Below are 20,872 nucleotides of genomic sequence, written 5' to 3' on the forward strand. Positions count from 1 at the left end.
ATGAACCACTGCCAGCAGTCTAGTCACGATTTGAACGGCTGACCGAGCCTGAATCGCAGGCACAAAAAAGCCGCGCACTCGACTGAGTGCACGGCTTTTTTACAGCCTGCAGTTACAGTGGACGCAGGTTGATTTCTACCCGGCGGTTCTGTGCGCGACCGGCTTCATTGGCATTGCTGGCTATCGGCTGATTCGGGCCGGCGCCATAAGACGACAACCGCGAAGCCGCAACACCATTGGCGCTCAGGTAAGAGGCGACGCTTTGCGCACGACGGTTGGAGAGGTTCTGGTTCAACTCCAACGAGCCGGTACTGTCGGTATGGCCGACGATATCCACACCGTTCTTATCGAACTCCTTGAACACCGTAACCAGAGAATTGAGGGTTGGATAAAAGCTGCTGGAGATATCCGCCGAGTTACTGGCAAAGGTGATGTTGCCCGGCATGATCAGTTTCAGGTCATCGCCATTGCGCTGCACTTGCACGCCAGTGCCCTGCAGGGTCTGGCGCAGCTTGGCTTCCTGAGTGTCGACGTAATAGCCGTAGCCACCACCAGCCGCACCACCCACTGCTGCACCGATCAAGGCACCTTTGCCGCGATCCTTTTTGCTCGATGTGGCCGCGCCGATCACCGCGCCAGTGACTGCGCCAACACCACCGTAGATGCCCGCTTTGCCTGCCTCGCGCTCACCGGTATAGGGGTTGGTGGTACAGCCGGCGAGTACGCCAAGACCGAGGATCACAACAGCCAGATTTCGCCAAAGTTTCATGCGTACTTCCTTTGAATATCGGATCGGGACAAGCTTACCGTCGGGTTTCGAGCCCAATACCTGGCTAAAGTTCACTGCCAGGGATCATCGCGCCGACCAGCAACCGGCTAAGCACGAACAAATGGATTCTCACGCATCTCATCACCGAGGCGCGTGTCAGCGCCGTGCCCCGTAACCACGGTGGCGTCTTCATCCAAACTGTACAGGCGCTGCTTGATCGAGCGCTCAATGGTCGGGTAATCGCCGCCCCACAAATCAGTGCGGCCGATACCACGCTTGAACAGGGTATCGCCAGCGATCAGCAGCTTGTCCTGCGGGAACCAGAAGCTCATCGAACCTGGCGTATGTCCCGGCGTGTGCAGCGCTACGCCACAACCGCAGGCCAGCTCTTCGTCATCACTCAACCACTGATCCGGGGCCGGCACCGGGGTGTAAGGCACGCCGAACATGCGGCACTGCATTTCCAGATTGTCCCAGAGGAACTGATCCTCTTTATGCAAATGCAACGTCGCCCCGGTTTTCTCCTTCATCTGCCCAGAGGCGAGGAAGTGATCCAGATGGGCGTGGGTATGAATGATGCTCACCACCTTCAACCCGTGCGCCTCCAGACGCGCCATGATCAGATCAGGATTGCCGCCCGGATCGACCACGATGGCCTTCTTGGTCACAGGGTCACCGACGATCGTGCAGTTGCACTGCAAAGGCCCGACAGGGAAGGTTTCGCGGATCAGGGTCGGGGTTGCGGCAGAACTCATGGTTATTCCTCAGCGCGGTAATCGCTGGGCAGTTTACCCGTCCATTTCTTGAACGCACGGCGAAAATTCGACGGGTCGCTGAAGCCCAGCAGGTAGGCGATTTCATATAGCGGCAGGTGGGTGGTGGTGAGGTATTGCAGGGCCAGGCTCTTGCGTACTTCATCAAGCACTTGCTGGTAACTGGTGCCCATGCTGGACAGGTGTCGGCGCAGGCTACGGCCACTGGTGTGCAGGGCCGCGGCAGCACTGGCCAGGTCAGGAAAATCGCCGGGCCGCGCTAGCAGTAAGCGGCGCACACGGGTCAGCAGGCCATCTTGTACATCCAGGCTGGCCAGCAGGGCTTCGCATTGTTGCTCGCACATTTGCACCGTAGCCGGGTTGGCCAGGGCCATCGGCCGGTCCAGGTAGGTGATCGGCATGCTCAGGCGGTGATAAGGCTGCTCAAACGCCACCGCGACGCCGAACAGCCGTTCATAACGCTCGGCGTAATGCGGCGCGGCATGGGCAAAGCCCACTTCGACATCCTGCAAACGCTCGCCCACCAGAAAGCGCGCAATGGTGTAGAGGCTGGTCAGCAAACCTTCAGCAGCAAAGCGACTGAGCGGACCCAATGGCATGGTCTCACTGGCACGCAGTTCGATCCGCGCGCCCAGCTCGACCATTTCCAGTTCGTAGGTCAGGCCCAGTACGCGGTAGTACTTGAGGGCGAACTGCATGGCCTTGCCCAGGCTGGCGCTGGAGAGCACCGCATAACCGAGGATGCCGTGGGTCGAGACATTCAGCCGCTGGCCTAGCAACAGGCCCAGCGCTGGCTCATCACATAAGCGCAAAGCGCTGCTGGTGAGCTGGGTGAAATCAATAAAGGACAACCGCCCCTGCGGGTTGCCAAGCACTTCGGCGCGCACCCGCGCCTCGGCAAACAGCTGCGCGCGCGGTACGCCCAGCTCCTCGACCAGGTCAAGCAAGGCGGCGGCGTAGGCAACGGGAACCAGTTCAGCGGAGAAATTCAATGATGGCTTCATGGGCTTCTTATTATCTGGCCAGATATGACCACTGGCAGCGACGATAACCTTGTTCGACAAAAGCCGACAAGGGCACCCCGCCGCACCTTGCCACGTCAGTCGCCTGCGTCGGTTGAGCGAAGGCTTTGGCCATACTCAGGACTTAATCGGCCGATCACCACAACCGAAGGTTGGGCGCACGCGGGCCGCGAAATCCCTCAACGCTCTTTAAGCGCTCTAGCTCCGAGGCTTGGCATCACAATCACGCCGCCAACAAACCATTACGTTTGGTACACACGTGCAATATTGGCCATATATGACCGAAAGATTGGCTGTTGTGAACCTTTGCCGAAGCACGGGGCGAATCCATAGTTAGACCACGCTTCAGTCACAGACTCAGGGAGTCAGCATGGTCAGCACTACCCCGGCAGGTTTGCAGATTCGTCCACGGCATATGGATTTCGATTTCCCCAACCCGCTGCCGCGCCACTGGCACAGCGGTGATGCCTTCAAAAGCCATCTGTTCGACGCCATGTCGGTGTTGTTCCCCGACGGCGAGCGCTTCTTTATCGACTCGGTGCGGCACTTCCGCGACCAGATCGATGACCCGGTGCTGAAAGAGCAGATCCGTGGCTTTATCGGCCAGGAAGGCCACCACAGCCGCGAGCACCTGGAATACAGCAATCGTTTGCGCGACCTGGGTTACAACATAACCCGTATCGAAAAGCGTGCGCAGGCACGTATTCGCTATACCCAGAAGAAGTTCTCGCCACAGCGGCAACTGGCGGCCACGGCTGCACTGGAGCACATCACCGCAATCATGGCGGACGGCCTACTCAAGGACCCGAAACACTTGGAAGGCGCCCACCCCACCATGGTGCGCCTGTGGCGCTGGCACGCGCTGGAGGAAACCGAGCACAAGGCCGTGGCCTTCGACGTGTACAACCAGGTTTGCGGCAGCCGTAAACTGCTGCGTCGGGCGATGATCATGGGCACCTTCTTCTTCGTGCTCGATACCACTCGCGGGCTGGCGCATATGCTCAAACAGGACGGCCTGCTGTGGAACTGGCGCGTATGGCGCGACGGCATTCAGTGGATGTGGGGCAAGGAAGGCGTGTTCCGCCCGCTGATCAGCACCTACCGCGATTTCTTCAAACCCAACTTTCATCCCTGGGAGCACAACAACCTGGAGTTGCTCTACCAGACCCGCAGTGAATTCGACCTACCCGTGCAAAGCCAGGCGGCCTGAGCCAAACGCTGAAGTACAACGACAAGGGAGCCAGCTGGCTCCCTTTTTTATTCTTCTTTATTTACCGATTGCGACAGCGCTGCCGCCGCAGTCGGACTCTGCTTTATCAGCCCTGGAGAAAGCGCAGGGCATCAGCCGCGCTTTGCTGCGGGATTTCTTCCATCGGAATATGCCCAACACCCGGATAGGTTTTCACCTGAATCCCCGGCAGGTCACGTTGCCAGAGCGGCACATGCTTGGGTGAAATCCAGCGATCACGCTCACCCCACAGCAGCAGCGTCGGCGCCTGAATCTGAGCGACCCGCGCGGAAGTGCCGTGCAGCTCTTCCTTATTGACCTTGAGCAGCACGCGAAAGATATCCATCATCGCGCGGCGATTGCCCGGCCGGCGCGTCAAATCGTTGTAACGATCCACCACGCCCGGTTTGATCCGTGCTGGTTCACCGTAGACTTCCTTGATGCCCTGGGCGATCAACGCACGTGGCATCCACATCGGCATCGCCACGGTGGCACCGGGCAAGGCAGCGGCGGCAATCATCCACGGCACCTTGTGCATGTGATAACCGGCCGGGTCGATCAGCACCAGCTTCTCCACCCGCTGCGGCTGCGCCAGGGCGAAGTTCCAGGCGATATAACCGCCCAGCGAGTTGCCGACAATCGATGCCTTGTTTACGCCGAGGTAGTCGAGCAGCAGGCCGAATACCTTGATCATCCGCTCAGCGGAATACACACCATCGCGGGCAGGGCCGGTGAGGCCGAAACCCGGCACATCGAAGCGAATCACCCGGTAATCAGCGGCAAAGGCTGGCAACCAGTCATCCCAGGTGTGCAGCGAAGCCACCACGCCGTGGATCAGGACCAGCACCGGCTTATCGCGACTGCCCTCATCGCGGTAGTGCAGATTGAAACCGTCGAGTTCGATGTAACGCGAGCCATTGGCGGCATTGCCATAGCGCGCTTTGAGGCGCTCCAGCGGCAGGGCGCCGAAGCCCAGACGGGCAAAACCGGCCGCCAGCGGTGGCGTCAGCGAGAGACTGGAAGCAGACATGCAGGCACCTCTAGATTGTTGTTATGGGAAAGACGTATCCGGTCTATCAGAGCACGCCCACTTAAACCTGACGCCTAACCTAGGTTGAGCGGGGCGCAGGACACAGCGAGGCGATCAGCAGCTCACTGAGCACGCGCTTGGCTTGTTCGATTTCCACGCGACTGGCGGCGCGGCCAAGCAGTTCCAGTGATGCCGCTTCCATGGCCCAAATCAGCGCGCGGTAGGTCAGCGGCTCGGCGGTTTGAGTATCGCCATGCAGACGCTCAGCCAGCAGCCGCGCCATCTCGGCATGTGCCCGCTGGCGGTGGGCGGCCAAAGGTGAGTCGGCGCGCAGAGCCTCTTCCTGCATCAGGCGAATAATCGGCCCGACCGCCAGGTGATAGTCGAAATAACGACCGACCATGCCCTGCAACCAGGCCTGCGGGCTGCCGGCGATGCTCTGCATTTCACTGAAACGCGACAACAGCAGGGACACCGCCGTCTGGTAGATGCCTTCGAGCACTTGCATCTTGTTCTCGAAGTACTTGTAGAAGGTGCGGCGCGACACATTGGCCGCCGCCAGCAGGTCATTCACCGTAGTGTCAGCCAGGCCCTTGCGCGCAAACACCGGAATTGCCGCCAGTTGGATATTGGTGCGCTGCAGATGGCCGATCAGTGGCCCGTCACCATCCTGTTCCTGCTGCTGGGCCACCGCGCCGTAACCACCCAGATCCTCGAACACCGCACGAACAGCACCGAGCTCAGCCAAGGCTTGCTGCATTGCACACTTCCCAACCAAGGCGCGGGTGACGCAGCAGAGCAAGCTGGTTACTCTGCAGTTGATTACTCTGAACGCCATCGCCGCAGGATTATTGTTGTGCTGACCACGCTACCACGCCGCCTTTGCCTACCGCTGGCCATCCTTTTGCTGGTTCTGCTAACACCCGTACAGGCCACTGAGCTGTTCTACCTCGGGCAGAAGATTCCCGATATCCACAAGCCTTGGAACAGCGCCGACTACCAGCAACTGCTGGAAGCGCTGAACAAGGTCGACAACACCCAGCTCAACGCCCTGCCCCGGCGCAGCGGCGAGTTCACCGGGCCGATCTACCAGCGCATGGTCAGCGAAGAGAACTTCCGTCCTCAGCTCAACATCTACGCGCCCCTGGAACTGCGGCAGAACGAAGCCCGCGAAGCGCTGTTTCGCCTCAAAGAGCTGATGCGCCTGTACTTTGATTTCCGCGCCGTGCAACAGCCCTATGCCGCCGAAGCGCTGGGCCTGATGAGTTATTCACTGCGCCAGCAGGCGGTGCTGTTTACCCTAACCACCGAATTCTGGATGACCCTCTCGGAAAGCGAGCAAAGCAACCCGGTACGCCTGCAAGGCCTGCATGAAACCAAGGCGGCGGCAGCCATGCTCACCTCCAGCGCACTGGACTACCTGGGCCTGACTAAACAATTTGGCCGTGAAGAACTGGTGCTCTACAGCGCCGAGCTGAGCAAACAGCTGCCAGAGCTGTTTATTCATTTGAGTGGGGAGGTGCGTGAAACCCTGCTGCAACGCGTCGAGCAACTGGCGCAGCAGCATGCCTACGCAGAAGTACAGGCCAACATGCGCGAACTGCAGCCAGTGCTGCTGAGCATTCAGCAGGATGTTCAGGAGAAGCTCGCGGCCGCAGCCGCACAACCGCGCAAGGCACCTACGCGTAGCCTCGATCTTTCAGTACCCGTTGAGTCAGCGCAATAGCCCCAGACTCTTGGCCCGCGCCACGGCCTGGGTGCGCCGTTCCACCCCAAGCTTGCTATTGATGTGCCGGGCGTGGGTTTTCACCGTGTGCAGGGAGATAAACAGGCTGTCGCTGATCTCCTGATTGGAGCAGCCTTGGGCGATTAATTGCAGCACGGACAATTCACGCGAACTTAACGCATCGACCACTCCCGCGTAATCGTCTTGGCTGACGACGTTCGCTGACTGCGGCAAGTGCTGCAACAAGGCTTCAATCAACGGGCTGGCTTCATACGCCAGCAATTGCTCACGCAACCATTCAGGCTGCCGTGTCAGCAGGCCATGGAAGGGTAATAAACCACCGCCGGCCGCTGCCTGCAGCGCACTGCGCAACTGCTGCTGTGCTTCACGCTCACGCCCGTTGTCGCACAGCAAGGCGGTCAGCTGCATCTGCGCAATCGCCCCCAGCAGCTGGCCGCCGGCGTTCTGCGCCAGCTGGCTTAAACCGCGCAAACGCCGTTCGGCGAGTTCGTCTTCCCCCTGCAAACGTTCGTGGGTGGCCAGATGCAATTGGATATGCAGCGGCAGCTGCGGATGGAACTCCGGGGCCGCAGCGGCCTGTTCACCGCCGTAGGTATCCAACAGACGACTCAGCCAGACCCCCGCCAGCTCGGCTTGCCCCTGGCGCAGCCACAGCTCACATTTGGTCAGGGTGATCATCGCCAGGTAATAGATCGGCGGAATGTCCCAGATATGCATCAGCCGCTCAGCCTCGGCCAGCTGAGCAAAGGCCTCCGGCAAGTTACCGCTGCGCCCTTCCAGACTGGCCAGTACGCAGTAACCGATCAACACGCTGATATCGCGGCAACCACGCGCTTCGGCGATCCCGGCCAGCAACCGCTGCCGGGCCTGTTGCGGCTGAAGGCGCAGGCTCAGCAGATAACCTTCATAGAGGGTTAGTCGACCACGCGCTGCATACTGCCGCTGAGCCGGCAGACGGGCCAGGCGCTGCTGGCCGTGGCGCACTTCATCGAGCGCCCGCAGCACTTCACCGCGGGCTTGCAACACCCGCGCGCGGTCGTAATGGGCCAACGCCTCGAACAATGGGTTACCAACGCGCTGCGCCAGCTCCAATGCTTCGCGGTTCAGCCCACGGGCACGCCACAGGTCACCGTGCACAATCGCCAGGTTGGCCAGGCTAGACAGGCACATCAGGCGCTGCCCGTAACGGTCCAACGGCAAGCAACTCAACGCTTCGCTGCAATAGGCCTGGGCCTTGGCACTGTCACCGCGCCCCCGCGCAATTACCCCGCTCAGGGCCAACCACTGTGCCAGCAGGCCTTCTTGCTCGTTGCGCTCACGGGCAGGTAGAAAGCGCCCCAGCTCAGCCAGCAGTTCTTCTGCAGCATCCAGTTGGCAAGCCAACGCCAGGGCCCAGCCATACAACAGAATCAGACGCGGCGTGCTGGTCAGCAGACTGTCCGGCAAGTCCATCTTCCAGCGCAGTAAAGTGGCGACATTCTGCTCGGCCAGCAGTTGCTCTTCGGAGAGGTTCTGTACCAGGTTCGCGGCCACGTCCGGCTGACCGGCACGCAACGCCTGCTCAATGGCCTCATCCAACAAACCTTCGGCACTGAACCAGCGGCATGCGCGCAAGTGCAGGCCGGAAGTGGGCTGCGGACGACTGCGCAGCAGGTCGGAAAACAGGTGGTGATAGCGAAACCATTTGCCCTGCTCATCCAGCGGCACCAGAAACACCTGATGCGCCTGCAGATGACGGAGAATCGCGGCGCTGTCATGGGCATCACGCAGGGCATCACACAGCTCGGCGCAGAAGCGTTCTTGGCTGGCTGTTTCATAGAGAAAAGCCTGCACGTCCGCCGGCTGGCGCTCAATTACCTCCTCCAGCAGGTAGTCGTGAATCAACCCATCGCCACCCTGCACATGCGCCGGTAGCGCAGTCGACTCCTGTGCCTCACTGACAGCCAGGGACCAGAGGCGTAACCCTGCGACCCAACCCTCACTGCGCAATAACAAGGCGGTCAGCGCATCAGCCGACAGCTCAGCCCCCTGCAACCTCAGCAACTCAGTGCTTTCAGTGTCCGTCAGGCGCAAGTCCTGCTCATGCAGCTCCAGTAACTGACGCGACAAACGCAGCCGCGCCAAATGCCAGTCCGGGCGCTGACGGCTGGTCACCAGCATCACCAGACCAGCTGGTAAATGGCTTAGAAAAAACTGCAAACAACGGTCGAGCACAGCACCTTGGGCCAGGTGATAGTCATCCAGCACCAGCAACAGCGGCTTCTGCGGGTCAAGACAGAGCGCCAGCTCATCAAGCAGGCCGTCGAGCCATTCTTCGAAAGCAAACGGCTGATGCCGTTGCCGCAGCCGCAGCAGTCCGAGTGCTTCTTGCCCGAGCTCAGGGAAGAACTGCTGTAGGCCACTCAGCAAACGCTCCAGAAAGCGCCCAGGGTCACTGTCCCGCGAACTCAAACCCAGCCACAGGCTTTGCCACTGTTCTGGCAGATGCTCGCAAAACTCAGTGGCCAATGAGCTTTTACCGAAACCGGCCGGCGCAGTAACCAGCAGCAAACGACCCACCAGACCGCCCAGCAGACGCTCACACAACCCTGGGCGCGGCACATAACTGGCCGGCAAGGGTGGGCGATAGAAATGCCCGCCGAGCCCACTAGGCGCAGCCACTAAGCCAGAAATACGGGATAGATCAGTCATCAGCCAGTTCTTGTAGTAGTCAGGCAGAGGCACTACCAATGCCCCGCAGACTAGCCGCTTGATGCCTGCATTTGAAGCCCTTGCGACCATCCAGTAGCAAACAGCAATGATTGATTATCCATTTGCTGGATGATCACTGGCGTTGTCCAGGCCTAAAAAATAGCCGAAAGCCACTAGTAACGGCGCCTAGCGAGAACCCGACGGGGTGCCGCCAAGAATGGTAAGCCATAAAAAAACCGGCCCAATGGGCCGGTTCTTTATGCAGCGTGAGTCAGGTTTAGCGCACGCCAGCCTGGCGCAGGGCCGCTGGGGTGTAATCGCTTTCCTTCGCAGGGTAGTCGAACTCGTACGCACTCTTCTCTTCGTTCTTCATACCCAGAGCCAGGTAACGACCAGACAGCAGGTCATACAGGGTCTCGATGCTGTACCACGGCACTTGCTTGTCGTAGTAGTACTGAGCATGAGCTTCAGCCACACGCCACAGGGTGCCGCGACCGTCGTAATGGTCGATGGTAGCTGCTTGCCAGGTGTCCTCGTCGAGGTAGAAGTCACGTTTGGCATAGATATGACGCTCGCCCGATTTCAGGGTTGCGGTCACGTGCCATACGCGGTGCAGCTCGTAACGAGTCAGATCCTGGTTGATGTGGCCAGCCTTGATGATCTCGCTGTACTTCAGCTTCGGCGAGTCCAGACGGTAGCTGTTGTAAGGGATGTAGATTTCCTTCTTACCGTTGAGCTTCCAGTCGTAACGGTCAGGAGCACCGTTGTACATGTCGAAGTTGTCGGAAGTACGCAGGCCGTCAGCGGCGGTACCTGGACCGTCATAGGAAACCTGCGGAGCACGACGCACGCGACGCTGACCGGCGTTATACAGCCACGCCAGACGCGGCTCTTTCACCTGGTTAAGGGTTTCGTGTACCAACAACACGTTACCGGCCAGACGCGACGGAGCAGTTACCCGTTGCTTGAAGTAGAACAGTACGTTGCTTGGCTTGCTGGTATCGGCATCCTTCAGTGCACCACGGAAGGTGAACTCATCCTGGAAGTAAACCAAGCTGTAGGAACCGTTCGGCTGCGGAGTCGCCTGGGTTACCAGACGCTTAACGCTGCCACCACGGTAGCGGGTGATGTGGTTCCAGATGGCTTCCAGACCGTCCTTGGGAATCGGGAAGGGGTTAGCCTGCTCGAAGTTCTCCAGACCATTACCGCCCTCAACCATCTTGGTGTTAACTGCGTTGTTCTTCGCAGCAGACAAGATGAAGTCCGGCATGGTGGCCGTACGATGGGTCGCGAACACCGGCATTTTGTAGCTTTCCGGATAACGCTTGAACATCGCCAGCTGTCCAGGGGTCAGCTTGTCTTTGTACTGATCGACGTTCTGTGCAGTGATGGTGAACAGCGGCTGCTCACTAGGGAACGGGTCCGAGAGGAAGCCTGCGCTATCGGCAGTGCCTGCGCTGGCTGGCAGGCCTCCAGTCCAGGCAGGGATCGAACCATCCGCATTACCAGCCATTTCCGCACCGACTGGTGTCAGCGTGGTACCCAGTTTGGCTGCTTCATCCGGCGATACTGCCGCCATCACACCGCTGGCCAACAGCGAAAGTGTTAGGGCGCCAGTTTGCAGCAGACTTTTTGTTGTTTTCATAGTCATAGTCGTCCTCAAAATCTCGTCCGCTTACTTAGAAGTTCACGCCAAAGCTGAGCGCAACAAAGTCGCGGTCAATTGAAGTGTTGTATTTACCGCCAAAGAAGTCGGTATAGGCTAAGCTGGCGGTATAGGTGTTCTGGTAGTCAGCATCCAGGCCCAGGCTGACAGCCTTAGCACCTTCAGTGAACAGGCCATTTGGACCGTAGCCGTCAACGTCATGCGACCAAGAAACGCTCGGACGCAGATTCACACCAACAATTGCATCTGGATAATCCCAGATAGCACGAGCACGGTAGCCCCACGAAGTTGAGGTTACAAAACCATCATCATTACAATGCTTAGCTACGTTTTGTGTCGCCCCGGTATTACCAAGCGCACCACCAATAGTTGCGGCATTCAGCGCTGTACATGTGTTAACTACCGCACCATTTGGCAATCTAGTCGAAGGTAGCGCCCCAGGACCATAAATCGGGTCCCGACCATAACGCACATCCGAAGAGTCTTCCAAACCACCAACATGAACAACACCGATTTCGCCAACCAAAGTTAAACGACTAGCACCCATAACCTGGTCAAAGAAGTGCGTGAATGTTGTTTGAAACTGTGTAATTTCTTTACGGCGATAACCTTTCAAATCTTGACCTGGGACGCCAGACAATAGCGATGCATTACCATAAGGCAAAAAACCGGCCGTCTGTAATGCAGCATCAGCACTAGAACGATCAAAACTAGATGCCAAAGGCGTAACACCCGCGTAAAGAATATCCGTAGAATTCAATTGCACCGGCGCATTCGGGCGATAGCTCAACTCGCCACTCATTGCAGTACCGGTAGGCAGTGTGGTCGAGAAGCTCATACCGTACAGACGAATATCCTCAGGGTAATCCAAGTAATAGCTGGAATTACCTGCAACGACAGGGAGTGCCAAAGCAGTGTTATTTTGCACCCCATTGGCTGGGCTTAGATCTGCACGACCGACTCGAGTAGCAACGGTATAAATACCGGGCGCAGCACCAGTTGCGTTAAAAGTAGGAGTACGACTATGGTAGTTCATCGCATATAAGCCAAACTCAGTATCCAACGGCTCAGCAAAGTAGCGGAATGCAAGGCCCCACTGGCCATCGTCACGCGCATCTCTATCACCGGCTCTGTCAACCAAGAAACCTTCCGAATTCTGGTCAGGCATAGCATCCAAACGTCCCAACCCAGTCAAGACTTGACGTATGGCACCAGCACCCGCTGGGTTATTCGCCAGCAAACGCAAATTATTATCACAGCCATCAGCAACTATGTCAGCCTGCGAGAAGAATGTACCGCAGTTATCGACAACAGTTTGATCCCACTCAAGCTGATAGAACGCTTCCATGGAGAGGTTTTCAGTCAGACTTTGGGAAACAAAGAACATATTGACCGGAATCAAACCCTCTTTGATCTCAGCGCCTGGGCGGCGGAATGCAGCCGCATCGACAGGGTTGATCGAATTAATACTGTTCTGAATAAACGTACTTTCACCCCAACTTACAACTTGCTTACCCAAACGGACGGAACCTGGTTGATCAGCAATGGAATAGTTGTGGTAAACGAAGGCATCAAGAATTTGTGCACCGGAAGCCTGTGCACCTTCTTTGCGATTGCTGTCGTCGATATCTTTGAAGATGCGACTTTCGTCTTTCAGCTCGAAGTCATACCAGTATTTACCACGAACAAAGACACCAGTATCACCATACTTTAACTCGAGGTCGTGAATACCTTTAAAAATCTTGGAAAAGGTTTCACCTTTTTTGAAGTTAGCATGGCCATCATCTGAGGTCTGCGAAAGCCCCTGACCACCATTATTGACGCCAATCAGATCTGGATCTGCGCCACGCACCGACCAGCTTGAGCCAACCGACATCGAAGAATCGAACTGACCTTCAATTTCACCGATATTGAAAGTAACGCCGAATGCAGGTGCGGCGAGGGTGGATGCGAGGCTGACGGCCAGTGGCAGTTTTGCCAGGCGCCAGGTTTGTTTTGTTTTTGTCATCGACGCTACTCCATGTGTTTTTTGTTATGGATGGTGCGGACTATAGCCAGCGGGCACTTCTGCTTGATCCCTCTAAAGTGTGATTTGCAGCCCCCAGGCACTCTGGCTCGCAGGTTTCGGCGTGTTTGGCACGGCCGGCAGAGCCAAGAATGGCTTTGAATGAGCAATTAGCAAGCCAAACGCTTGTTTGACTGATCAGTCACCAAAAACGACTTGGCTTGGCGCGAATTGAACAGCCCATAACGTTACGCAAACCATCCAAAGAAAATCCTGCAAAATCAGCTGAAACCCTTTAATCATCTGGCTTCAGCGGTATTGCAAGGCAAACGCGCCAACGGGCGAGGTTTACGCCTCGCCCGCACCTCAAAGCCTTAAACAGTCGACAGGAATGGGCTGCCCGCAGCCTGCCACTGGACGATATCCAGGCGAATGCGTTTCTTATCCAGCTTGCCGACGCTGGTCTTGGGAACTTCGGTAACAAGGGCGATCTGTGACGGTATCGCCCACTTGTTGATGCTGCCTTGATCGACAAAAGGCTTGAGGTGTTCCTTGAGGCCCTTGGCATCCAGGCTCTGGCCTTCGCGCAATACCAACAGGGCAAACGGCCGCTCGCCCCACTGCGGATCGACCACACCGACCACCGCTACTTCACGTACTGCCGGGTGACGGCTGATCAGGTCTTCCAGCTCCAGGGAGGAAATCCACTCGCCGCCGGTCTTGATCACATCCTTGATGCGGTCGCGAATATCGATAAAGCCGAAGTCATCGATGGTCGCCACGTCACCAGTGTGCAACCAGCCGTGTTCCCACAGCTCTGCGCCCTTCTCCGGCTCACGGAAATAGCCTTGAGTCAACCACGGCGCACGCAACACCAGTTCACCCTGTGTTTCGCCATCAGCAGGTAACAAAGTGCCGTCGGCTGACATGATTGCCGCCTCCACCAACGGCACCGGCACGCCGGCCTTGATGCGGTAGGTGGTGCGTTCATCTTCACTACCGGCCATCAGCTCATCGTTGATATGGCCACAGGAGATCAGCGGACAGGTTTCCGACATGCCATACGCAGCAGTCAGCTGGATGCCCCGGGCCTTGGCGGCCTCATACAGCGAACGATTCAGCGCGCTGCCACCGATAATCATCTTCAGGCCACCAAAGTCGTGGCCCTGAGCACCTGGGGCGGCCAATACCATCTGCAGAATGGTCGGCACGCAGTGGGAGAAGGTCACCTTCTCTTCTTTGATCAGGCGGCAGAGCATGTCCGGCTCATAACGGCCGGGATAGACCTGCTTGATCCCCAGCATGGTGGCGACGTACGGAATGCCCCAGGCATGCACATGGAACATCGGGGTGATCGGCATATATACATCGTTGGTGCCCAGCAGGCGGATGCTGTCCAGACTGCCCAACACGCTGGCTTCAGCCATGGTGTGCAGCACCAGCTGACGGTGGCTGAAGTACACACCCTTGGGGTTGCCGGTGGTGCCGGTGGTGTAGAAGGTGGTGGCGACCGAGTTCTCGTCGAAATCCGGGAAGTCGTAGCGCGGGCTGGCGGCGGCCAGCAGGTTTTCGTATTCACCGACCAAGCCGCCCAGGTCGGCGGTTTTCTCGGCTGCATCGGTGAGCAGAATGGTCTTCTCCACCGTGGTCAGCTGGCTTTCGATGCCTTTGTACAGCGGTACGAACTCACTGTTGACCAGCACGAACTTATCGTCGGCATGGTTCATGGTGTAGAGAATCTGATCAGCCGATAGGCGGATGTTGATGGTGTGCAGCACCGCGCCGATCATCGGAATGGCGAACATGCACTCCAGGTAACGGTGGCTGTCCCAGTCCATCACGGCCACAGTGTCACCGGCCTTGACCCCGGCCTCGCTGAGCACGTTGGCCAGGCGCGCCACGCGCTCGTTGAGGGTGGCGTAGCTGTAACGCAACTGGTCGCGGTAGACGATTTCGCGGGTTTTTTCGTAGCGGATACCGGACAGCAGCAGGCGCTTGATCAACAGCGGCGCTTGGTGTGCATTGTCGGCGGGAGCAATCAGGCGGGTCTGCAGCATGGCGGTACCTATTGTTGGCTTTTTCAGTGCGGCCAATCTAGAGCCCCCGCAGCCTGCTCAAATCAGCCCAAAGAATGATTTTCCGCGTGACTCTTTGGGCATTTTTAGTCACGCAGTAGAATCGGCGGCTCGCATTCGATTTGTTTGGCCTGCGATCTACTACAAAAACGAGGAGTTTCCTGATGTCCGATATCGTCATCGTCAGCGGCGCACGTACGCCGATGGGTGGTTTTCAAGGCAGCCTGTCGAGCATTGCTGCGGTTGACCTGGGTGCGGCCGCCATTCGCGCGGCAGTTGAGCGTTCCGGCATTGCCCCTGCCGACGTGCAGGAAGTGATCATGGGCTGCGTGCTGCCTGCCGGCCTGAAACAGGGCCCGGCGCGCCAGGCCTCGCTGAACGCTGGCCTGCCCGCTGCCACCGGCTGCACCACGATCAACAAGCTCTGCGGTTCGGGCATGAAAGCCGTGATGATGGCGTTTGATTCGCTCAAGGCCGGCAGCAATAACGTGATGATCGCCGGCGGCATGGAAAGCATGTCCAACGCGCCCTACATCATGACCAAAGCCCGTGCGGGCCTGCGCATGGGCCACGGCGAGATCAAGGACCACATGTTCCTCGACGGCCTGGAAGATGCGCGCACCGGCCGCCTGATGGGCTCCTTTGCCCAGGAAACCGCCGATCAGTACGGCATCACCCGTGAGCAGATGGACGCCTACGCCATCGAATCGCTGAAACGTGCCCAGGCCGCCATCGCCAGCGGTGCGCTGGATGCGGAAATCGTCCCGATCACCGTCAGCGGCCGCAAGGGCGATGTAGTGGTCAAGGATGACGAGCAACCGCTGAACGCCAATCTGGAGAAAATCCCCGGCCTGAAGCCAGCGTTCCGCAAGGACGGCAGCATCACTGCGGCTAACGCCAGCTCGATCTCCGACGGCGCCTCGGCGTTGCTGTTGATGACCGCTGAAGAAGCCGCCAAACGTGGCCTCACGCCGCTGGCGAAGATCGTCGCCCATGCCACGCAGAGCCAGGACCCAAGCGAGTTCACCATCGCGCCGATTGGCTCGATCACTAACCTGCTGAAGAAAACCGGCTGGGACAAGGCCGACGTTGACCTGTACGAGATCAACGAAGCCTTCGCCATGGTCACCATGCTGGCTATTCGTGAACACGGTTTGGATCACGCTAAGGTCAACGTCTACGGCGGCGCCTGCGCCCAGGGCCACCCGGTAGGTTCCACCGGCTCGCGGATCATCCTGACCCTGATCAACGCGCTGAAAAACACCGGCGGCAAACGCGGCATCGCTTCGCTGTGCATCGGTGGCGGCGAGGCTACAGCTGTAGCGGTCGAGCTGATCTAAAAGGATCGACGCATGGCCGCAATGGCCATGTTTACGTTGCGGTAACGGGCCAGCCTTGCGCTGGTCCGTTGCGTTTTAGATGCCGATCTTATCAAGCGATTTGCCGACCTTGCGCCAGAAGCTGCGCTGCATGCGCTCGGTTTCGCCGCTAGCGGCGATCTGCTCGAAGGGCTGGATTTCACGGGTGGCACCGATTTCCGCCGCAGCCACTTCGCGGGACACCAGTTGCAGCGGACCATCACCCTGACTGACTGCCTGCTCATTGACTGGCGGCGGGTTGAGTTCGTCATAGCGCAGGTAATAAATGCCGCCGGCTTCGGCGTCCAGGGTAAAGCTGCTGATCAGGGTGAAGTCCAGCGGGCCGTCAGCGAAGAAGGTCCAGTGCGTGCCAAACAACGGCCGGCGCATTTCCAGCTGATAACTGGCGATATCAAACTCCAGCACCATGTAGGCATTGCTCGGCAAGCTGCCGATACGGGCGTTGTTCAGAAACAGCGCCGGAGCTTCCAGCTCCTGATCCGCCCAATCGCTTTGAGGGCGGTAGAGGTAAACCAGCGCGTGGTTGTCATCGCTGAGCACATGCTCACGAAACGCTTCGCCCTCGGTGGCGCCAAAGAACGCCCCAGGGGTCGAGCAACCACTCAAGGCAACCACCAACAGCACCGCAAGCCAGGGCAGACCACGCATCGACAGCATCCTTATTCGAGTTATGTACCGAGCATAGCGGCGCCCTGCCCGGCCTACACCAGACAAAAGTGCGGGCCGAGAAAGTGCGGGTTAGCGGCGACGATCGAGCAGGTTGACCAGCAACTGATCCAGCGCGCCCCAGATGGACTGCTGCAGCCACCGCCACCAGGGCCGTGCGCGCCAATCGGCAAGGGTGATTTCCTGGCTATCGGCAAAGTCCGTCTGAAAGCTCGCTGCCACGCTGGCGGTAAAGGCAGGATCGAGCGCTTCCAAGTTGGCGTCCAGATTGAAGCGCAGGTTCCAGTGGTCGAAGTTACAGGAACCGACACTGACCCAGTCATCCACCAGCACCATCTTCAGGTGCAGAAAGCGCGGCTGGTACTCGAAGATCTGCACCCCCGCTTTAAGCAGACTGGCGTAATAGCGCTGCCCGGCAAAGCGCACCGGCGGATGATCAGTGTGATGCCCGGCCAGCAGCAGGCGCACGTCTACACCCCGTTTGGCCGCTTGGCGTAAGGTGCGGCGCACCCGCCACGTCGGCAGGAAATACGGTGTGGCCAACCAGATACGCTGCTTGGCGCCACGCAAGGCGCGCACCAGAGAGAGCAGGATGTCGCGGTGCTGCGACGCATCGGCAAAGGCCACCCGACCTAAACCCTGCCCCAGCGCTGGCAAAGCCGGCAGATTCTTCAGGCGTAACGGCATGCGCGGTCGCCAGGCGATCCACGCCTGAGATGCCTGCCACTGACGCTCGAACAACTGTTGCCAGTCGGCCACCAGCGGCCCGCTGATTTCCACCATGACTTCATGCCAACGGCTGCTGTCTTGCTCCGGCTGCCAGAATTCATCGGTCGCGCCCGTACCGCCGACAAAGGCAAATTGCCCATCGACCAGCAGCAGCTTGCGGTGATCACGGTGAAAGTTGCGCACGCCATGCTTCCAGCGCAGCGGGTTGTACCACTGCACCTGCACGCCGGCCGTCTGCAGAAGCTGACGATCCGCCATTTGCAGCCCCTGCGCGCCAAAGGCATCCAACAAACAGCGCACGGCAACACCACGCTGAGCCGCCGCGCAGAGCGACTCGAGCAGGGCTTTGCCACAGGCTCCGCTTTCCACCAGATAGAGTTCCAGTTCGACCTGTCGCTGCGCAGCGTCGATGCGCGCCAGCATCTGCACGAAAAACTGCGGCCCGTCGATCAGCAGCGTCAGTGCGTTACCGCGTCGCCAAGGAAAGACGTTATGCGGCATGACGGTTCATGTTGCAGTTGATTCTGCGCATTGCGTCTCACGCAAGGGAAATGGAGACGCCACCATAGCCGCCCAGCAGGGCCTTGCAAACCCTGCCGGCGGAACGAACAGATCGCCACCTTGTTACGGCAGCGGCGCAGCCTGCGGTAACAACTGGCAACCCTGACGCGGGCCCAGCCACTGAGCACTCTGGGTGCTGCCCAGGCCGCGCGCGGTCACGCGCTTGTTGGCTTGGTCGTCGAAAAAGCCGGAGAGCGAAACATACTGCGCCACATACGCCTCACAGTAGTCGGCCGGGTTGTTCGCCACATAGCGGCACGAACAATATTCCTTAGCCGAGTAGGCGCCGATGATGCCGGGGAAGGCTTGCAGGTGTACGCGGTTCTGCCAGGCAAGAGCGGCGAGCAACAGCACAATCAGCAACAACAGGCTGCTGAACGGACGACGACGAATCATGGCTGCACCTCATCGGCCAACGCGGCGAGAACCAGTTTGAGGAAATGGTTGCGATCAAAGCTGCCATCGCGGTCATCGGCATAGCGCACGATCACCAGATTTTCGCTGGCGATCACATACAAGCCCTGCCCCCAGTGCCCGGACGCCACCAGGGTATCCTCCGGCGCATCCGGCCACGGCCTGCTTGCACCGGCTACCGCCGCGTTCAGCCACCATTGGCCGCCCGGTACAGCTTCGCCGGGCTTGTCGGCTTTCGGCTGGTAGTTGGCAAAGGGCGTGCGGTTGAAGTCGACCCAGGCCTTTGGCAGTAACTGCTGCTCGCCCCAGCGACCATCGTGCTGCATCAGCAGGCCGACACGGGCCAGGTCGCGGGCGCTCATATACACGTAGGAAGAACCAACAAAGGTGCCGGCGGCATCACGCTCCCATACGGCAGTGGTAATGCCGAGCGGATCGAACAATGCAGTCCAGGGGTAATCGGCGTAAGCCGCTTCGCCTACGATGTTTTTCAACGCAGCGGCGAGCACGTTGGTATCGCCACTGGAATAGCGGAAGCGCTCGCCCGGCTCAGCATCGGCGCTGTGCGCGGCGGTGAACGCCGCCATATCACTGCGACCGCGGGTGTAGAGCATTGCCACCACCGAGGATTTCAGCGGCGCATATTCATAGTCTTCCTGCCAATCCAGGCCCGAGGCCCAGTTGAGCAAATGCCCGACCTTGATCTGCGGATGCGCCGCAAACGGCGGGTAGTAATCCGCCACCGGCGCATCCAGACGGAAGAGACCCTGACCATAGGCCACACCCATGGTGGTAGCCAACAGGCTTTTGGCCATCGACCAGGTCAGGTGTGGCGTGGCGGCAGTGGTCGGCGCGGCGTAGCGCTCGTAAACCACCTGGCCATCGCGGATCACCAACAGGGCATCGGTACGTACGCCCTTGCGGGTGGCGTCATCGCGGGCCGGGAAGGCATAGTTTTCCAGCTCGCTGAGCGCGGCGCTGGGCGCGGTCAACTGGCTGTCCCAGTCGTTGCCAGGCCAATTCTCGGCGTGCGCCGTGGCGCAGCCTAGGGCGAAGATGCACGCCAGCATCAGCCGCCGCGCGGGAAAGGGAGTGAAGGACATGGAGCCGCCTCTGCTGGGATCGAAGGCGGCACCCTAGCATGGCGCTGATGACGACAAAAAGCGCCGAACACGCCGGTTTAGCCGGTGATTCGGCGCGAAAAGTCACTGTGCGAAAAGCTGTTTAAAGTCTCGCGAACAAGAGACCTGTTTTTAACGCTGCAGGGCCGATGCGCAGCAGACTTCAAGCTCGCGCTTATTTAGGCAAACGGAAATCTTCCGGCCCCATCAGATCCATGCCGCACTCCAGGTTCTCGATCCAGTAGAGAAAAGCATTGATCATTTCCGCGCCGACAAAAGGCCGGCCGTGCTGCGGCACGATCATCGCCACATCCATCTCTCGGACCATCGCCGCCCACAGGCGGCAGACCTTGTTACTGGCCATATAGCGTCGGTGAAAGCCGAGCATGTTCGGCACATGGTTGACGAAGTCACTCACCGGGTGCGCGTCATCAACCATCGAGGCGCCCATATCGCCGGAAAACAGGATCTTGCTCACCGGGTCATACAGCTGGAAGTTGCCCACCGAGTGGAGAAAGTGCGCAGGCACCGCCTTGAGCGTGCATTTGCCCAGGGCAAACGACTGGCCGCGGTCCGGCAGCGCGATGATCCGGTCAAAGGTGTTGATGCCACGGCTGAGTGCCAGGTAGTTGGCCGTCAGATGCGGCAGAAAACGCGCCCAGAGCTTGGAGCAGATCACCCGCGCACGCGTGTGCAGCAGCCATTTGTCCAGCGAGGCGATGATGTCCGGGTCCTGGTGCGAGGCAAAGATGTAAGTCAGGTCCTGCACTGGAATGTGCTTGGACAGCTCCAGCGACAACGGCGTGTAAGTCAGATCCCCGCCCGGATCGAGCAGCAGGTACTGCTCGTTGTCGGTGATCAGAAACTGGTTGGACTGCACGCCCTCCCCGCTGACCAGATCATCGAACATCATGCATTGATGCTCGCCGTTATCGAACAGCACTATGGGCTCGCGTCGCATGGCAGGCTCTCTCCCGAAAGCCCGCGAGCTTACTG

17 protein-coding genes are annotated in these 20,872 nt (G+C 59.0%); 3 read left to right on the forward strand and 14 right to left on the reverse strand.

The features are described from left to right. Positions 1-112: 112 nt before the first annotated feature. From BLO50_RS04155 to BLO50_RS04165, 3 genes are all read right to left on the reverse strand, one after another. Positions 113-769 carry a YiaD family glycine zipper/OmpA-like lipoprotein gene (locus BLO50_RS04155; RefSeq protein ID WP_090248973.1) on the reverse strand — a complete coding sequence of 219 codons (657 nt, stop codon included), beginning with the start codon at positions 767-769 and terminating at the stop codon, positions 113-115. 107 nt (positions 770-876) lie between these two features. After that, complete coding sequence (locus BLO50_RS04160; RefSeq protein WP_090248975.1) at positions 877-1,524, reverse strand: MBL fold metallo-hydrolase; 648 nt, start codon at positions 1,522-1,524, stop codon at positions 877-879. Positions 1,525-1,526: 2 nt separating this feature from the next. Further along, positions 1,527-2,546 carry an AraC family transcriptional regulator gene (locus BLO50_RS04165; protein WP_090248977.1) on the reverse strand — a complete coding sequence of 340 codons (1,020 nt, stop codon included), beginning with the start codon at positions 2,544-2,546 and terminating at the stop codon, positions 1,527-1,529. Between the two features lie 388 nt (positions 2,547-2,934). Between BLO50_RS04165 and BLO50_RS04170 the strand changes: the two genes are divergently transcribed. Continuing rightward, positions 2,935-3,774 carry a metal-dependent hydrolase gene (locus tag BLO50_RS04170; protein ID WP_090248979.1) on the forward strand — a complete coding sequence of 280 codons (840 nt, stop codon included), beginning with the start codon at positions 2,935-2,937 and terminating at the stop codon, positions 3,772-3,774. 106 nt (positions 3,775-3,880) lie between these two features. On the opposite strand, the gene BLO50_RS04175 is transcribed toward BLO50_RS04170, so the two are convergent. Further along, complete coding sequence (locus BLO50_RS04175) at positions 3,881-4,822, reverse strand: alpha/beta fold hydrolase (RefSeq protein ID WP_090248981.1); 942 nt, start codon at positions 4,820-4,822, stop codon at positions 3,881-3,883. Between the two features lie 79 nt (positions 4,823-4,901). Continuing rightward, on the reverse strand, positions 4,902-5,582 hold the full coding sequence (locus tag BLO50_RS04180; RefSeq protein WP_090248983.1) for a TetR/AcrR family transcriptional regulator: 681 nt from the start codon (positions 5,580-5,582) through the stop codon (positions 4,902-4,904). 99 nt (positions 5,583-5,681) lie between these two features. Between BLO50_RS04180 and BLO50_RS04185 the strand changes: the two genes are divergently transcribed. Next, positions 5,682-6,548 (forward strand): hypothetical protein, encoded by an 867-nt coding sequence (locus BLO50_RS04185; protein WP_090251223.1) that lies wholly within the window; start codon positions 5,682-5,684, stop codon positions 6,546-6,548. On the opposite strand, the gene BLO50_RS04190 is transcribed toward BLO50_RS04185, so the two are convergent. From BLO50_RS04190 to BLO50_RS04205, 4 genes are all read right to left on the reverse strand, one after another. Next, entirely contained in the window at positions 6,537-9,260 is a 2,724-nt protein-coding gene (locus BLO50_RS04190; RefSeq protein ID WP_090251220.1) for a winged helix-turn-helix domain-containing protein, read from the reverse strand. The genes BLO50_RS04185 and BLO50_RS04190 overlap by 12 nt on opposite strands. A gap of 277 nt (positions 9,261-9,537) precedes the next feature. Further along, a complete protein-coding gene (locus BLO50_RS04195) occupies positions 9,538-10,905 on the reverse strand; it encodes a DUF1329 domain-containing protein (RefSeq protein WP_090251225.1) in 1,368 nt (455 codons plus the stop codon). A 34-nt stretch (positions 10,906-10,939) separates the two neighbouring features. Next, positions 10,940-12,934, reverse strand: a complete 1,995-nt coding sequence (locus BLO50_RS04200; RefSeq protein ID WP_090248985.1) for a DUF1302 domain-containing protein — start codon at positions 12,932-12,934, stop codon at positions 10,940-10,942. 371 nt (positions 12,935-13,305) lie between these two features. Then, positions 13,306-14,988 (reverse strand): fatty acid--CoA ligase, encoded by a 1,683-nt coding sequence (locus BLO50_RS04205; RefSeq protein WP_090248987.1) that lies wholly within the window; start codon positions 14,986-14,988, stop codon positions 13,306-13,308. Positions 14,989-15,170: 182 nt separating this feature from the next. Between BLO50_RS04205 and BLO50_RS04210 the strand changes: the two genes are divergently transcribed. Next, on the forward strand, positions 15,171-16,346 hold the full coding sequence (locus BLO50_RS04210; protein ID WP_090248990.1) for a thiolase family protein: 1,176 nt from the start codon (positions 15,171-15,173) through the stop codon (positions 16,344-16,346). A 75-nt stretch (positions 16,347-16,421) separates the two neighbouring features. On the opposite strand, the gene BLO50_RS04215 is transcribed toward BLO50_RS04210, so the two are convergent. The 5 genes from BLO50_RS04215 to BLO50_RS04235 form a co-directional block, all read right to left on the reverse strand. Next, positions 16,422-17,033, reverse strand: coding sequence for a DUF2846 domain-containing protein (locus tag BLO50_RS04215; RefSeq protein ID WP_090248991.1), 612 nt, complete (start codon positions 17,031-17,033; stop codon positions 16,422-16,424). A 90-nt stretch (positions 17,034-17,123) separates the two neighbouring features. Further along, positions 17,124-18,281, reverse strand: coding sequence for a phospholipase D-like domain-containing protein (locus BLO50_RS04220; RefSeq protein WP_090248993.1), 1,158 nt, complete (start codon positions 18,279-18,281; stop codon positions 17,124-17,126). A gap of 123 nt (positions 18,282-18,404) precedes the next feature. Then, positions 18,405-18,737 carry an amidase gene (locus BLO50_RS04225; protein WP_090248995.1) on the reverse strand — a complete coding sequence of 111 codons (333 nt, stop codon included), beginning with the start codon at positions 18,735-18,737 and terminating at the stop codon, positions 18,405-18,407. After that, entirely contained in the window at positions 18,734-19,825 is a 1,092-nt protein-coding gene (locus tag BLO50_RS04230) for a serine hydrolase domain-containing protein (RefSeq protein WP_244152863.1), read from the reverse strand. The genes BLO50_RS04225 and BLO50_RS04230 overlap by 4 nt, the downstream gene beginning before the upstream one ends. A 226-nt stretch (positions 19,826-20,051) precedes the next feature. Continuing rightward, complete coding sequence (locus BLO50_RS04235; protein ID WP_090249000.1) at positions 20,052-20,837, reverse strand: oxygen-binding di-iron domain-containing protein; 786 nt, start codon at positions 20,835-20,837, stop codon at positions 20,052-20,054. Positions 20,838-20,872: the final 35 nt, after the last annotated feature.

Origin of the sequence: Pseudomonas peli, from assembly GCF_900099645.1 — a bacterium.
Lineage (GTDB): Bacteria > Pseudomonadota > Gammaproteobacteria > Pseudomonadales > Pseudomonadaceae > Aquipseudomonas > Aquipseudomonas peli.